The sequence below is a fragment of the Adlercreutzia aquisgranensis genome, assembly GCF_943193145.1.
Classification (GTDB): Bacteria; Actinomycetota; Coriobacteriia; order Coriobacteriales; family Eggerthellaceae; genus Xiamenia; species Xiamenia aquisgranensis.
In genome coordinates, this window is sequence record NZ_CALPDA010000009.1 from 107,554 (window position 1) to 121,835 (window position 14,282).

General features: G+C 63.7%; 12 protein-coding genes and 1 tRNA gene. 11 read left to right on the forward strand and 2 right to left on the reverse strand.

Annotation, left to right across the window (positions count from 1 at the left end; all coding sequences use genetic code 11):
* Positions 1 to 78: 78 nt before the first annotated feature.
* The 5 genes from NFR41_RS06955 to NFR41_RS06975 all read left to right on the forward strand — a co-directional run bounded on the left by NFR41_RS06955 (position 79) and on the right by NFR41_RS06975 (position 5,391).
* Positions 79 to 1,464, forward strand: coding sequence for a sodium-dependent transporter (locus NFR41_RS06955; RefSeq protein ID WP_251231263.1), 1,386 nt, complete (start codon positions 79 to 81; stop codon positions 1,462 to 1,464).
* A 167-nt stretch (positions 1,465 to 1,631) separates the two neighbouring features.
* Positions 1,632 to 2,705, forward strand: coding sequence for a redox-regulated ATPase YchF (gene ychF / locus NFR41_RS06960; protein ID WP_160214473.1), 1,074 nt, complete (start codon positions 1,632 to 1,634; stop codon positions 2,703 to 2,705).
* Between the two features lies 1 nt (position 2,706).
* A complete protein-coding gene (locus NFR41_RS06965) occupies positions 2,707 to 3,411 on the forward strand; it encodes an adenine nucleotide alpha-hydrolase family protein (RefSeq protein ID WP_251231264.1) in 705 nt (234 codons plus the stop codon).
* A gap of 154 nt (positions 3,412 to 3,565) precedes the next feature.
* Positions 3,566 to 3,640 (forward strand) — tRNA-Val (locus NFR41_RS06970).
* A gap of 425 nt (positions 3,641 to 4,065) precedes the next feature.
* On the forward strand, positions 4,066 to 5,391 hold the full coding sequence (locus tag NFR41_RS06975) for a glycosyltransferase family 2 protein (RefSeq protein WP_160214472.1): 1,326 nt from the start codon (positions 4,066 to 4,068) through the stop codon (positions 5,389 to 5,391).
* A gap of 25 nt (positions 5,392 to 5,416) precedes the next feature.
* On the opposite strand, the gene NFR41_RS06980 is transcribed toward NFR41_RS06975, so the two are convergent.
* Entirely contained in the window at positions 5,417 to 6,169 is a 753-nt protein-coding gene (locus NFR41_RS06980) for a ComF family protein (protein WP_251231284.1), read from the reverse strand.
* 363 nt (positions 6,170 to 6,532) lie between these two features.
* Here NFR41_RS06980 and NFR41_RS06985 point away from each other — a divergent pair, with 363 nt between their 5' ends.
* The 5 genes from NFR41_RS06985 to NFR41_RS07005 all read left to right on the forward strand — a co-directional run bounded on the left by NFR41_RS06985 (position 6,533) and on the right by NFR41_RS07005 (position 12,155).
* Positions 6,533 to 7,630, forward strand: coding sequence for a substrate-binding periplasmic protein (locus NFR41_RS06985; RefSeq protein WP_251231265.1), 1,098 nt, complete (start codon positions 6,533 to 6,535; stop codon positions 7,628 to 7,630).
* A 105-nt stretch (positions 7,631 to 7,735) separates the two neighbouring features.
* A complete protein-coding gene (gene larB / locus NFR41_RS06990) occupies positions 7,736 to 8,584 on the forward strand; it encodes a nickel pincer cofactor biosynthesis protein LarB (RefSeq protein ID WP_251231266.1) in 849 nt (282 codons plus the stop codon).
* Complete coding sequence (gene larC / locus NFR41_RS06995) at positions 8,581 to 9,135, forward strand: nickel pincer cofactor biosynthesis protein LarC (RefSeq protein ID WP_251231267.1); 555 nt, start codon at positions 8,581 to 8,583, stop codon at positions 9,133 to 9,135. Before larB ends, larC begins: the two co-directional genes overlap by 4 nt.
* Before the next feature lie 155 nt (positions 9,136 to 9,290).
* Positions 9,291 to 11,084 (forward strand): phosphotransferase, encoded by a 1,794-nt coding sequence (locus NFR41_RS07000; protein ID WP_251231268.1) that lies wholly within the window; start codon positions 9,291 to 9,293, stop codon positions 11,082 to 11,084.
* Between the two features lie 108 nt (positions 11,085 to 11,192).
* Positions 11,193 to 12,155, forward strand: a complete 963-nt coding sequence (locus tag NFR41_RS07005) for a DMT family transporter (protein WP_160214466.1) — start codon at positions 11,193 to 11,195, stop codon at positions 12,153 to 12,155.
* Between the two features lie 132 nt (positions 12,156 to 12,287).
* On the opposite strand, the gene NFR41_RS07010 is transcribed toward NFR41_RS07005, so the two are convergent.
* Positions 12,288 to 12,653, reverse strand: a complete 366-nt coding sequence (locus tag NFR41_RS07010) for an Hpt domain-containing protein (protein ID WP_251231269.1) — start codon at positions 12,651 to 12,653, stop codon at positions 12,288 to 12,290.
* Between the two features lie 284 nt (positions 12,654 to 12,937).
* Between NFR41_RS07010 and NFR41_RS07015 the strand changes: the two genes are divergently transcribed.
* Positions 12,938 to 14,281: a glutamine synthetase family protein gene (locus NFR41_RS07015; protein ID WP_251231270.1), complete on the forward strand. Its 1,344-nt coding sequence runs from the start codon at positions 12,938 to 12,940 to the stop codon at positions 14,279 to 14,281.
* Position 14,282: the final 1 nt, after the last annotated feature.

A 14,282-nucleotide genomic window follows, 5' to 3' on the forward strand; every position in this document is an offset into this window, starting at 1 on the left:
TGTCGTTCGGCCACGGCGTTCCATTAGGGGACGGAGGTGTCCGGGTTCGTCGGTGGCGATAAGGAGAAGGGTAGGGCAATGTCAGAGAATCAAGGAGCGGCGAAGCGCTCGATGTGGTCGGGCAAGTGGGCCTTCATCTTGGCGGCTGCCGCATCGGCGGTGGGCTTGGGGAACATGTGGCGCTTCCCCTATCTGGCGGCGAAGTACGGTGGCGGCACGTTCCTGCTCACCTACATGGTGCTGGTGTTCACGTTCGGCATCTCGCTGCTTCTGCTCGAGACCGCGCTGGGGCGCAAGACCGGCCAAAGCGCCATTGGGGCGTTCAAGGCCTTCGGGAAGAAGTACGCCTTCATCGGCGTGCTCGCTTCGGCGGTTCCCTTCATCATCACCCCGTATTACTGCATCATCGGCGGCTGGGTGACCAAGTACACGGCGGCCTACCTGGTAGAGGGGCCTGCGGCCCTGGCCGACGGAGGAGACTTCTTCTCCGGGTTCATCACCAGCAGCGCCGAGAGCTACCTGTGGATGCTCGTGTTCATGCTCATCGTGTTCGTTGTGGTGGGCCTGGGCGTGAAGGGCGGCATCGAGAAGGCGAACCTCATCATGATGCCGGCGCTCATCATCATGGCCGTGGGCATCGCCATATACACGCTCACGATGCCCGGTGCCGTGGACGGCGCTCTGTACTACCTTACCCCTGACTTCAGCAAGTTCTCGCCGGAGCTGGTCATCAGTGCCTTGGGTCAGATGTTCTACAGTCTGTCGCTGGCCATGGGCATCATGATCACCTACGGTTCCTACATGCGCAAGCAGGACAGCCTCACCTCGTCGGTGACCCGCATCGGATTCTTCGACCTGGGCGTGTCCTTCGTCGCCGGCCTGCTCATCGTCTCCGCTGCCTTCGTGGCCATGGGCTCGGGCGACGCGGTGGCGGGCAAGGCAGGTCCGTCGCTCATGTTCATTACGCTGCCCACGGTTTTCGCCGACATGGGGGGCATGGCCACCATCATCGGCTTTCTGTTCTTCCTGCTGGTGCTGTTCGCGGCGCTCACCAGTGCCATCTCCCTTACCGAGACGCTGGTGTCCATCGTTCACGACGGCTTGAAGTGCTCCCGCAAGAAGGCTCTCGGCATCGTCATCGTGTTTTTGCTGGTGGCGGGCTCCTTTATCAACGCAGGCTACAACGGGCTGTCCTTCATCGAGCCTTTGGGCCCCGGCTCTTCCATGCTCGACTTCGCCGACTTCATCTCCAACTCGGTAATGATGCCCATCGTGGCGCTGCTCACCTGCATTTTCGTGGGATGGATTATCAAGCCGCAGACCATTATCGACGAAGTGCGCACCTCGTCGAAGTTCAGTGCCGCCGGTGCATGGACCGTCATGATCAAGTTCATCGCGCCGGTGCTGGTGGTCATTATCCTGGTGGCCTACGTGGCCGCGCAGTTCGGGTTCTTCAGCATGTAGCGCTTGGACGACGTCGTCGATTCGGGAAGCTCCCGGGGCCTTGCGGGTCTCGGGAGCTTTTCTTCGCTCGGCGGCGCGCGGGCGCACCGGTGGCGTCTTGGTTCTATAATAGGCAACCAACGTAATGCAACACGAGTCGTTTCTTCGATCGGATACGAGGTTAACTCATGGCTCTTTCTATAGGTATCGTGGGGCTGCCCAACGTCGGCAAGTCTACGTTGTTCACCGCGATGACGAACAAGGGCGGTTTGGCCGCCAACTACCCGTTTGCCACCATCGAGCCCAATGTGGGCATCGTGCCGGTGCCCGACGATCGGCTGGACGCGCTAGCCGCCATCGACCATCCCGCCAAGATCGTACCCGCCACGGTGGAGTTCGTGGATATCGCGGGGCTAGTGGCCGGCGCCAGCCAGGGGGAGGGCTTGGGCAACCAGTTTTTGGCCAACATCCGCGAGACCGACGCCATCGCGGAAGTGGTTCGTTTCTTCGGCGACCCGGACGTCACCCACGTGTCGGGCAAGGTGGACCCCCAAAGCGACGTGGAGACCATCAAGACAGAGCTGATCTTGGCAGACATCGCTACGGTGGAGAAGGCCATCCCGCGCCTGGAGAAGGAGGCCAAGCGCGACAAGGCGGGTACGGCGAAGCTGGAGGCGGCCCGCAAGGTGCTGGCCGGGCTCAACGAGGGCCATCGTGCCCGCACGCTCGAGCTGACCGATGATGAAAAGGACGCCCTCTACGATCTGCACTTGCTGACCATGAAGCCCATGCTCTACATTGCCAACGTGGACGAGGGCGCGGTTGATGCGGAGCTGCCCCAGATAGACGGCTGCACCCCGGTGCCCATTTCGGCGAAGGTGGAGGCAGACATTGCCGAGCTGGCGGAAATGGACCCTGACGAGGCAAAGGAGTACATGGAGGCGTTGGGGCTGGCGGATTCCGGCCTGGCTCGGCTGATTCGGGAGGCCTACCATCTGCTGGGGCTGCAGAGCTACTTCACCAGCGGCGAGACCGAGACCCGCGCCTGGACCATCCCCGTGGGCGCGAAGGCCCCCCAGGCCGCCGGCGTCATCCACAGCGACTTCGAGCGCGGCTTCATCAAGGCCGAGACCGCTTCCTTCGAGGATTACGTGGCCCTGGGCGGCGAGAAGGGCTGCCGCGACGCGGGCAAGCTTCGCCAGGAGGGCAAGGATTACGTGGTGGCCGATGGCGATGTCATGCACTTCAAGTTCAACGTGTAGCATGCCCGGTCAAGGCATCGTAGCGCCGACGGCACGCAACGACGATGCCGTTTCCGCCGACACGCCCATCGTGGGCGAGGGGCAGCGTCTGGTCGCGGAGCCGTTGGACGCCTTCCTGGACCGCGAGCGGTCGTTCGCCGTGGCCTTCTCGGGCGGATGCGACTCGGCCTACCTGCTGGCCGCTGCGCGCCGGGCCGGTTGCGACGTTACGGCCTACCTGGTGAAGACGGAGTTCCAGCCGGATTTCGAGCTGCGCGACGCCGAGCAGGTGGCGGGCCTTCTCGACGTGCCCCTGCGCGTGGTGAAGGCCGACGTGCTTGCTCGGGCCGACATCTGCGCGAACCCGCCCGACCGGTGCCGGTTGTGCAAGCGCTTCATCTTCGACGTGGTGCGCTCTGCAGCCCTGGCCGACGGCTACGATGTAGTGGCCGATGGAACCAACGCCACCGACGATCCGTCCCGCCGTCCGGGGTTCGTCTCCCTGGCCGAGGCGGGTGTGGTTTCGCCTCTGCGCCGAGCCGGGCTGACCAAGGCGGACGTGCGCCGGGGACTGGCTGCAGAGGAGCGGGCCCGTGGCCTTTGCGAAGGAGCGCTCCTGTCGAACAAGCCGAGTTTCCCGTGCTTGGCAGTCTACGTGCCCGAAGGCGCGCCTCTGAGCAGGGAGTCGCTCAGGCTGGCGGCCCAGGCGAGGGGCAGCGCTTCCTGAAGCGAGCCGAAGGGCGCTTGAGGCCGAGACGCGGCTGCTTGACTGCCGTCGGGTTGTCTGCCCGTGAAGATTCCTCCACGGATGGAAAACGGTCTTGCGCTCTGGGCGGTGCATCGCTAATATATATCGACGTTGCGCGAGCAACAAACCATTCGGTCGCTTGGCTCAGCGGGAGAGCATCGCCTTCACACGGCGGGGGTCACAGGTTCAAATCCTGTAGCGACCACCATGATTGCATGGGCTGGGACACTGTTCCGGCCCTTTCTTTTTGCAGGGCAGCGCCGGATCGGTTGGGCGCTGATCTGCGTCCGGCCGTTTCGTTGCGTTTTGCCGAGAGGGCTGTGCGGTGCTTTCGGACGAATGCTGGCTCGGCAACGACGATACTGTTTTGGTCCGCAGCACTGGCTTTTTCTACTGCAACCTATTTGAACTGGGATTTCCCCCTAAGGAATATGGACGTTGCGTGCTTAAATCTTATGGAATTTCCTCTGAATTCGAAAGAATGTGCAACATTGCAAACATGTTAGTTCCCAGTGGGTTTCAGGCTACTATAATCATGGATGCTCGAGTAGGAGAGGCGGAAGCTGTGCTAAGGGCGCTCGTCGCAGCGTATCTCGGCGGCTCGGGCGATGTTGTGGCAACCGAGGAGCAACCGTGTTTGACGAGGTACTGTCCCAGATAACGTTCATCGACGCATTCAACTTCTGCGTCTTTCTGATTTTCACGCTGTGCTACACCTATCAGCTTTACTACGCGTTCGTCGTGCTCACGCGAAAGGTCCCCGTCCACACGCCCACGCGCAACCACCGCTACGCGGTCATGATCACGGCGCGCAACGAGGAGCCGGTCATAGGGGACCTCATCCACTCTATCAAGGTGCAGAACTACCCGCAGGAGCTCATCGACGTCTTCGTCATCGCCGACAACTGCACGGACAACACCGCGCAAGTGGCCCGCGATGCTGGCGCCACAGTGTTCACCAGGCACAACAGCAAGGAGGTGGGCAAAGGCTACGCGCTGGACTACGGGTTTCAGATCATCCGCAGTCATTACGCCGATGCCGGCTACGAGGCCTACTTCGTATTCGACGCCGACAACGTGCTTGACGTGAACTACTTCCGTGAGATGAACCGGACCTTCGATGCGGGGGCCAAGGCCTCCACCAGCTACCGTAACTCCAAGAACTTCTACTCCAACTGGATTTCGGCCGGCTACGCGGTCTGGTTCCTGCGCGAGGCGAAGTTTCTCAACCAGGCGCGCCTGCTGCTCAACACCAGCTGCGCCATCTCGGGCACCGGCTTTTTCATCGCGGCCGACGTGATCGAGAAGGCCGGTGGCTGGAAATGGCATCTTCTGACCGAGGACATCGAGTTCTCGGCTTCGAGCATCTTGAGCGGCGTGCGCATCAGCTATACGCCCACCGCCGTGCTCTACGACGAGCAGCCGGTCACCTTCGAGGATTCCTGGAACCAGCGCTTCCGGTGGGCGAAGGGCTTCTACCAGGTATTCTGGAACTACGGGGCACGGCTGGTCAAAGGCGCGGTGTCGAACCCGCCGGGGGCGCGGTTCGCTTGCTACGACATGCTGATGACCATCGCCCCGGGCATGCTGCTCACCATCGTGTCGGTGGCTATTAACTCCATCTGCCTGCTGCTTGCGGCCATGGGGATCATCACGCTGAAGACCATGGTCATCTCGTGCGCGTCCTCCATCTTCTTCTGTCTTGCCAACTTCTTCCTGTTCATGTTCGCCTTCGGTGTGCTGACCACTTTCGTCGAATGGGACTCCATCCATGCGCCCAACCGGCTGAAAGTCCGGTCCATGTTCACGTTCCCCTTCTTCATGCTGACCTACATCCCCATCGCCTTGGTAGCGCTGGTGAAGAAGTGCGAGTGGAAGCCGATTCGCCATTTCATTCCCATGGACGCCCCCGAGGCCGCCGGCGTCGCCGTCACGGCGATGCGCCAACCGAAGGAGTAGGGCGGCTCGGGCCGACCGCCGGCGGCTACCAAACCCGCGCGAAGGTGGCAGCGTAGAGCTCTTCCGCACCCCAAAGGCGCAAGGCCTCGGCTGCGGAGAAGAGCGTGGAGCCCGTGGTGCACACGTCGTCGACCAGCAGCACCGCTCTTGGCGGCCGGTGCAGGGAGGCGGTGCCCGGCGCGATCTTGAATCGTCCCTGCATGTTGGATGCACGTTGAGCTCCGGTCAGGTTGCGCTGGTCCTTGGCGCGGGGCCTGTCGAGCAGCGCGGCGCAGGACAGCCCCAGACGCTCGGCGACGTCCGAGGCAAGCTCGAACCCGTGATCGAATCCCCGGCGCCGATAGGCGTTCGGGCTGGCGGGAACAGCGACGACGACAGGGCTGCGCTGTATCCAGGACGGAGGTACGGATCGAGCGACAAACGTTCCGATAACGGCGGAGAGCGCCCTTTCGCCGGCGTCCTTCCAGGTTCTGACGATTCTCGCGGATGCGTCGTCGAAGGAGACGGCGCTCACCTGCCCGTCGAGGGGGTAGCGCTCGTACCCCCGATGCTGCAGGGTGGCACGGTTGCACTCGCTGCACTGCACGGCGCCGTAGGGAGCGCCGCAGCGCGGGCATGCGAGCAGAGGGTCGATGTAGGGCAGGGCGTTGCGGCATCGGTCGCAGAGCAGCTGCCCGGGAGCGTCGCAGGCGGCGCAGCGGGTCGGCCAGACCAGTTCGGCCAGGGAGAGCGCTGCGGCGGAGGCGCAGCGTACGATCTGTCGGGGCAGGGAGGCCATGGTCACAGCATAGCATCCATCCCGTGGTTCTCGCGTGTTTGTTCTTCCCCGTTGCGTCCTTGCCGCGATTCCATAAAGTAAACTGTGTCGATGCTTCCTTCGGGTCTGTAGTTGCGGGTGCACGCACCCAAGTCCATGGCAGATGCGGTCGAAAGGATCCACGTAAGTCGTGCTCGCACGGCGATCATGGCGTATCCTAGAGGTAAGCCGCACCGTCCGTTCTACGTTTGCGGCATCCCGCCGCAGCGGACGAGAGGGTCAGGCGCAAGCTCAGCCCCGGTGCGCGAGTGTGGGGTCAAAGACTAGGTCAGACGAGGGAAGCGCATCGAGATGAACCTCGGACGTTGGACGGAGGCTTGTTCCATGGGTTTGAAGCGAAGCCGGGCTTGCGCCCTTCTGGTTGCGGCGGTGTCGGCCGCGGCCCTGTCTGCATTCTGCCTGGGCGGATGCTCGGGCGGCGACTACACGCCGCCGACGCCCACTCCGTCGCTGGCAAGCCCCACCATCGGTCAGGACGGCGTGCTGCGCGTGGGCGTTAACTCCGACACGGCGCCGCTTGCCGGCAAGCCTTCCGGCTCCGACCGCGTCATCGGCATCGACGTGGATATGGCCGCGGCTTTGGCCGACTACTTCGGCCTGAAGCTCGAGGTGATCGACGTGGGGTCCGACCTCGACTCTGCGCTTGCCAACGGCACCGTGGATATAGTCATGGGCGTCGACCGCTCCGACAGCCACGGTTTCTGGGTGTCGGATTCCTATCTGCCTACGGCGGTAGCGCTGTTCGGTCTTGCCGACGCGACCGAGGTTCCCGCGAGCGATGCTTCCATCACCGTGGCCGCGCAAGCTTCCTCGAAGAGCGCTTGGGCCGTTTCAAACGAGTTCGAGAACGCTGTGCTTACCTCTACCGACGATTTGCGTACTGCGCTCGACGACCTGCAGATGGGCACTGTCCAGTATGCGGCGGCCGATGCCGTCATCGGTACTTATGCCGTTCACAGCGCTGGCACGGGTGCCCACATCGTTGCCCTCATGCAGCAGCCGAGCGGCTACGGCGTGGGCGTGAGCGACGAGAATGCCGACCTGAAGCAGGCGGTGTCCACCGCCGTGGTCACCTTGAACGGCAACGGCGTGGGCGGCGTCATCCAGAGCAAGTGGCTCGGCAGCGCCCTCGACTTCACGAACATCCCCCTTACCGCCCTTGCGGCCTCCGCGCTGCCCTCCGACGGCCAGGGCTCCGGAGACGACGGATCGGGCGACGAGGGCTCTGATGACGAGGGCTCCGGTGACGACGCTTCCGGCGACGACGCTTCCGGTGACGACGGGGGCTCCTCGGGTGACGACGGCTCTACCGACCAGCCGGTGAACACCGTGGTCATCGAAGGCGTGGAGTACGTCGATGCCGACATGGACGGCTACCCTGACGAGTGGGGCGACAGCATCGTGCCTCCCGGTCAGGCCTAAGGGTACTCACCGCCCGTGGTCGGCGGTGAGGGATGTACGTTCGTTCGAGGGCGCAGGCTAGCATGCGCCCTCGATTTCGTTTCGGCGTTATCGGAGGGAGTCGCTATGGACAGAAACGAGCTCCGCGCGCTGCTCCAGCGCGTTGCCGAGGGGGCGACGGGCGTGGACCAGGCTGTGGCCCGGATAGCGGCTGCGCCCGTGGACGACCTGGGCTTTGCGAAGGTCGACTTGCACCGATCGCAGCGTCAGGGCGCGACCGAGGTGATTTACGGCGAGGGCAAGACCGCCGAGCAGATCGCCGCCATCGCCTTATCCTTGCTGCGGGCGGGCCAAGGGCCCGTGCTGGCCACCCGGGTGGACCCTCCCAAGGCCGATGAAGTACGGTTGGCTTTTTCCCTCAGGGAAGGGAAGGGTGGTTTCGGTTCGCCGGACGGTTTCGGCGGCGTGCCCGTTCGCTACGACGATACCTCGCGCATCCTGCTGCTCGGCGAGCTGCCGGCTCCGAAGCCCGAGAGCTTTCTGGTGGTTGCCTGCGCCGGCACGAGCGATCTTCCTGTGGCGGAGGAGGCGGCGATCACCGCCGAGGCGCTGGGAAGCCGCGTAGAGCGGCTCTACGATGTGGGGGTGGCGGGAATCCACCGCCTGCTCTCCTGCGGCGACATGCTTACGTCGGCTCGGTGCGTGGTGGCCGTGGCGGGCATGGAAGGCGCTCTGGCCAGCGTAATCGGAGGCCTGGTGAGCTGTCCGGTTGTGGCGGTCCCCACCAGCGTGGGCTACGGGGCCAGCTTCAACGGGCTTGCAGCGCTGCTGTCCATGCTGAACTCCTGCGCCTCGGGCGTGTCGGTGGTAAACATAGACAACGGGTTCGGGGCCGGTTACCTGGCTCACATGATCGACTGTCCCCGCGTTTCTCCTGCGAGCGGCGACGGGGCTTCGGAAGGGACGGCGTTATGACGACTACGCTGGTATGGGACCTGCGCGATGATGCGACCCGAACGGCGCTTCTGACCCAGACGTTCGCGATGCTGGACGACGTGACGGCCCGAGAGGTTCGCGAGACCTGCGCCGCCGCAGCCGTCCCGGCAGGCCGCTGTCACGATATCGCCGAGGTCTACGCGACGATCGACGGGTTGGAAGTGCCCGAGGAGGTTCGCGAGGACATGCGCGCCGTGTACGGCATCCTTGCCGAGGCGGAGGCCGCAGCCCATGGCGTGCCGGTGGATAGGACCCATTTCCACGAGGTGGGAAACGGGGCCGCCATAGCCAATGCACTCCTGATCTGCCTGGCGGTGCGAGCCACGGGCGCCCAGGCCGTGGAGGCGACGCCCGTCCAGTGCGGCGAGGGCTTCGTCGACTGCGCCCACGGGCGCCTGCCGCTGCCGGCACCTGCCACCCGGGCCATCATCGACCGCGGCTTGCCGGTGTGCGAGCACAGGCGGGAGGGAGAGCTGCTCACGCCCACCAGCGCAGCCCTCATTCTGCATTTCGTCGACCGCTGGGTGTAGCGGCTTCCGAGTGCCCTTTCGATCGAGTGTCGACGTTCATTTATGTAGAAAATGATCAGATAAATGAACATCAGTGACTAGTTGTTCATTTCAGCTATACTTCCGAAAGAAATGAACACTCGTGATGCGGGTTCGCCTGTCGGAAGGAGTCGGCTGTGGAGCACGGTCGGGCGCTGTCAAAGAATCAGTTCGCCGTTCTGGCGGCGTTAGCGCAGGATCCGCGGGCGTCCCAGCGCGCCATCGCCGCCAAGGCTGGCCTTTCGGTGGGCACGGTCAACGGCGCTCGCAAGCAGTTGCTGGCCGAGGGTTTGCTGGCCGACGAAGCTGACCTCGTGACGGTGACCGATGCGGGCATGCAGGCGCTTGCGCCGTACCGTGTGGACAACGCCGTCATCTTGGCGGCGGGGCTGTCGAGCCGGTTCGCGCCCATCTCCTACGAAAAACCCAAGGGCTTGCTGCGCGTGCGCGGCGAAGTGCTCATAGAACGCCAGATCGAGCAGCTCGTGGCCGCAGGCGTGACCGATATAACCGTGGTGGTGGGTTACAAGAAGGAGTATTTCTTCTACCTGGAGGAGAAGTACGGCGTGCGCTTCGTCGTCAACGATCATTACGCGACGCGCAACAATCACTCGTCGCTCATGGTCGTACGCGATCGGTTGCGCAGGACCTACGTCTGCTCCTCAGACAACTACTTCGCCGAGAATCCCTTCGAACCCTACGTGTACGGCGCCTACTACGCCGCCCAGTACGTGGAGGGCCCCACCGACGAATGGTGCCTGCGCACGGGAGCGAACGGGCGCATCACCGGTGTGTCTGTGGGCGGGGCCGATTCACTCATCATGCTGGGGCATGTGTTCTTCGACGAGGGGTTCTCCCAGGGACTCGTGCGCGTTCTGGAGGCTGAATGGGGCAAGCCGGCCACCGCCGACAAGCTGTGGGAGGACCTGTTTGCCGAGCATCTTGACGAGCTTTCCATGGCTGCCCGCGAATACCCGAAAGGTGTCATACACGAGTTCGATTCTCTGGATGACCTGCGCGAGTTCGACCCCCAATTCCTGGAGAATGTGGATTCCCAGGCCTTTGACAACATCGTGTCGGTTCTCGGATGCAGGAAAAGCGACATCTGCGACGTGTACCCGCTCAAGCAAGGGCTCACGAATCTGTCGTGCCACGTGCGCATTGGCGATGATGAGTACGTCTACCGCCATCCGGGTGTGGGGACCGAAGAGCTGGTGGACCGCCATGCGGAGCTGGCCGGCCTTCAGGTGGCCCGCGAACTGGGGCTGGACCATACGTTCATCGCCGAGGATCCCGAGGTCGGCTGGAAGCTCTCCCGGTTCGTCTCGAACTGCCGCGAGCTCGACCCGCGCAATCCCGACGAGGCGGCCCGCGCCATGGCCATGGCGCGGTCGCTGCACGAGTCGGGCGCCACGGTGCAGCGCTGCTTCGACTTCTACGAGGAGTCCAAGCGCTACGAGGGGCTGCTGCGAGCCCACGAGGGCGCCATCGACGTGCCCGGATTCGATGCCATGGCCCGCAGGGTGGCCCAGCTGAAAGCCTACGCCGACGCCGACGACACCTACCGGTGCCTGTGCCACAACGATTTCTTCGCCTTGAACTTCCTGGTGGAAGAGGACGGGCGCATGTCCCTGATCGACTGGGAGTACGCCGGCATGTCCGACTACGCGAGCGACTTCGGCACCTACGTCGTGTGCTGCCAGCTGACGCGCGAGGAGGCGGAGCAGACCCTTGCGCTGTACTTCGGCCGCATGCCCACGTCCGAGGAGCTGCGCCACAACCTGGCCTACGTGGCTTTGGCGGGCTGGTGCTGGTACGTGTGGTCGCTGCTCAAGGAAGCCGAGGGAGACGTGGTGGGCGAGTGGCTCTACATCTACTACCGCTACGCCAAGGACTACCTGGAACCGGTTTTGGCTCTGTACGAGGGATAGCTGGTCGGCGCGCTGCTTCCAGGCGGCGCGAATGCTTCGGAACATGACGGGAACGGAAGGCGCCCTTGCGGGCTGCGGGCAGCGCCATGCCACGGGATAGGACGGACCATGGGTGCATTGAGCAAGACGAAATTCGGTTTGACCAGCGGTATTCTTTGGGCGTTGGATACGGTGATCTTGGGCATCGCCTTGGGGATGAGCCCCTATATAGATACGGTGGAGGCCATCGCCTTCGGCGCCATCGCCTCGTCGGCGCTCCATGATATGTTCTGCGCTGTCTGGTTGTTTATCTATATGGGCGTGCGCGGGCGGCTGAAGGACACGTGGCGGGCTCTGCGCACACGCAGCGGCAAGGTGGTTGTTCTAGGCGCACTGTTAGGCGGACCTATCGGCATGACCGGCTACGTGGTGGCCATCAACAACATAGGACCCGGCTACACGGCCATCATTTCTGCGTTCTATCCGGCGGTCGGCGCAATTCTGTCCTATCTCATCCTGAAGGAGCGCATGAGCGCCAAGCAACTGGTGGCGTTCTTCTGCGCCATGGGCGGCATCGTCGCCATGGGCGTGCTGTCCATGACCGACGCCGAGACTACGGGCAATGCGGCATTGGGCCTGGTGGGTGCGGCCGCGTGCGTGATCGGGTGGGGCAGCGAGGCGGTCTTGTGCGGCTGGGGGATGAAGGACGACCTGGTTGACAACGAGACAGCGCTTCAGATCCGCGAGACCACGAGCGGCATCGTCTACGCGGCTGTGGTGTTGCCTGCCTTCGGCGCCTGGGCCTTCACCGCCAGCGCCGTACCCAGCGCAGCGACCGGTGTGGTGGCCCTGGCCGCCCTGGCCGGTACCGTCTCCTACCTGTTCTACTACAAGTCCATCAGCTCGCCCATCGGCGCCGCGAAGTCCATGGCGCTTAACATCAGCTACTCCGCTTGGGCCGTGCTGTTCGCGTTCCTGCTGCAGGGCACCGTGCCCACCGCGGGCTCGGTGGTATGCTGTGTAGTCATCCTTGCCGGCACCATTCTGGCCGCAAGCGACTGGGAGGACCTGTTCGGCCGCAAAGGCGCCTAGGCTCCGTCGCGGGCACGCGGCCTTCCCGAAGGCCATGCGGGACATTGTGCAAGACCGCGCCCCCGGTCTCTGCGGATCGGGGGCGCGGTCTTTGGCGTGGTTTTCCTGCCTGCGGGTTTCCTGTATCAGGGCCTAAAGTGACAGGCTCTCCAGATCGACCAGCGCGTCGAGCACGCGCACGTAGGCTTGCTTGGCGGACGGAAGCAGTACGGTGGCCGCCTCCTTGTCGCCGTCGCGCAGCAGAGCGCTCATGGAGGCGGCGATGGAGTACAGCTCGCTGAACGAGAGGTTGCCGGATACGCCCTTAAGCGCATGGGCTGCCCGGTAAGCCTCTTCGGCGTCGTTGCGTGCGAGGGCCTCCTCCATGTCTGCGAAATGGGGGTCTTCTGTGAACTTCGAAGCCAGTCGCTTGTAAAGGGCGGAATTGCCTCCGAAGCGGTCAAGGGCCTCGTCGTAGTCGATGACGGGAAGCGTCCCTGCGATTTCCTTCTCCTCCATAAGGGCTATCCTCTCGAACCAAACTACGTCCGTCAGGCGTTTCCCCTCTCTCGGTCCGGAAACGCCGGAATGGCCTTGCGGAGCAACGGTATGTCCGCCAACCATCTTGCGAATGCCAGTGTACGCAATTGGTCACCGAAACGAAAGCTTTTCCATGCTTTGTTAAAAACACGTTGACTTTCCGAGATGGAGCTGCAAGAAAACGTCCATTCATCCTACACTATGGGGAAGATGTCGGCCGAGGTTGCCGCCGTCCAACGACCCTTGCGGTGAAAGGAACGCCGATGCCCGCCAACTTCCAGCAAGACTTCGTGCTGAAGACCATAGAGAGCCGAGATGTCCACTTCGTCCGGTTCTGGTTCACCGACGTGCTGGGGTCGATGAAGTCCTTCGCGGTCATCCCCAGCGAGCTGCAGGGCGCCTTCAACGAGGGCATGGGCTTCGACGGCAGCTGCATCGAAGGGTTCACCCCCGCCCAGGAGTCCGACATGCTCGCGTTTCCGGATGCCTCGACGTTTCAGGTGCTGCCCTGGCGGCCCGAGAGCAACGCCGTGGCTCGCATGTTCTGCAGCATCCGCACCCCCGACGGGGAGCCCTTCGAGGGCGATCCCCGCCATGTGCTGGCGCGTACCGTGCAGGCGGCCCAATCGCTCGGATACACGTTCAACGTGGGTCCGGAGCTAGAGTACTACTACTTCAAGGACGCTCGGGGGACCGAGGTGCTCGACCGGGGAGGGTACTTCGACCTGACCAGCCTTGATTACGCGAGTGACCTGCGGCGGGACACGGTGCTCACCTTGGAGAAGATGGGCATCCCCGTGGAGTACTCCCATCACGAGTCGGGGCATAGCCAGCACGAGATCGACCTGCGCTTCACCGACGCGCTCTCCATGGCCGATGCGGTTATGACCTACAAGCTGGTGGTGAAGGAGATCGCGCTCAAGCACGGCGTGCACGCCAGCTTCATGCCCAAGCCCATGGCCGACCAGCCCGGGTCGGGCATGCACGTGCACCAGAGCCTCTTCGATCGCGACGGGAACAATGCCTTCTTCGACGCCGACGACACTCAAGGCTACGGCCTGTCGAAGGTGGCGAAGCACTACCTTGCCGGCCTGCTGCGCTACGCTCCGGAGTTCTGCCTTGTCACCAACCCGTGCGTGAACTCGTACAAGCGCCTGGTCAGCGGCGGCGAGGCGCCTATCTGCCTGTCGTGGTCGCGCACCAATCGCTCGGCGCTCGTGCGCGTGCCGGGCTATCGCCCGCGCAGCGAGGTTGCGTGTCGCCTGGAGCTGCGCAGCCCCGACCCCTCCGCGAACCCCTACCTCGCCTTCGCCGTCATGTTGGCCGCCGGACTGAAGGGGATAGAGGAGGGGCTGGAGCCGCCCGATCCGGTGGAGGACGGTTCCCTGGGTGACCTTGCGCGCCAAGAGCTGCGCGACCGGGGGTTCGCGACGCTGCCGGACAGCTTGGGCCAGGCTGTGGAGCTGTTCGCTGGCAGCCGGCTCATGCGCGAGGTGCTGGGCGAACATATCCACAGCTATCTCGTGCAGGAGAAGCGCCGCGAATGGAACGAGTACCAGTCGAGCGTCTCGTCGTGGGAGCTCGACCGCTACCTGGAGGTGCTCTGAT

Excerpts from the sequence above, each read along its gene's own strand:
- NFR41_RS07015 (WP_251231270.1), top strand. The coding sequence starts at position 12,938 with ATGCCCGCCAACTTCCAGCAAGACTTCGTGCTGAAGACCATAGAGAGC.
- ychF (WP_160214473.1), top strand. The coding sequence starts at position 1,632 with ATGGCTCTTTCTATAGGTATCGTGGGGCTGCCCAACGTCGGCAAGTCT.
- larB (WP_251231266.1), top strand. The coding sequence starts at position 7,736 with ATGGACAGAAACGAGCTCCGCGCGCTGCTCCAGCGCGTTGCCGAGGGG.
- NFR41_RS06980 (WP_251231284.1), bottom strand. The coding sequence starts at position 6,169 with ATGGCCTCCCTGCCCCGACAGATCGTACGCTGCGCCTCCGCCGCAGCG.
- NFR41_RS06955 (WP_251231263.1), top strand. The coding sequence starts at position 79 with ATGTCAGAGAATCAAGGAGCGGCGAAGCGCTCGATGTGGTCGGGCAAG.
- NFR41_RS07010 (WP_251231269.1), bottom strand. The coding sequence starts at position 12,653 with ATGGAGGAGAAGGAAATCGCAGGGACGCTTCCCGTCATCGACTACGAC.
- NFR41_RS07005 (WP_160214466.1), top strand. The coding sequence starts at position 11,193 with ATGGGTGCATTGAGCAAGACGAAATTCGGTTTGACCAGCGGTATTCTT.
- larC (WP_251231267.1), top strand. The coding sequence starts at position 8,581 with ATGACGACTACGCTGGTATGGGACCTGCGCGATGATGCGACCCGAACG.
- NFR41_RS06985 (WP_251231265.1), top strand. The coding sequence starts at position 6,533 with ATGGGTTTGAAGCGAAGCCGGGCTTGCGCCCTTCTGGTTGCGGCGGTG.
- NFR41_RS06965 (WP_251231264.1), top strand. The coding sequence starts at position 2,707 with ATGCCCGGTCAAGGCATCGTAGCGCCGACGGCACGCAACGACGATGCC.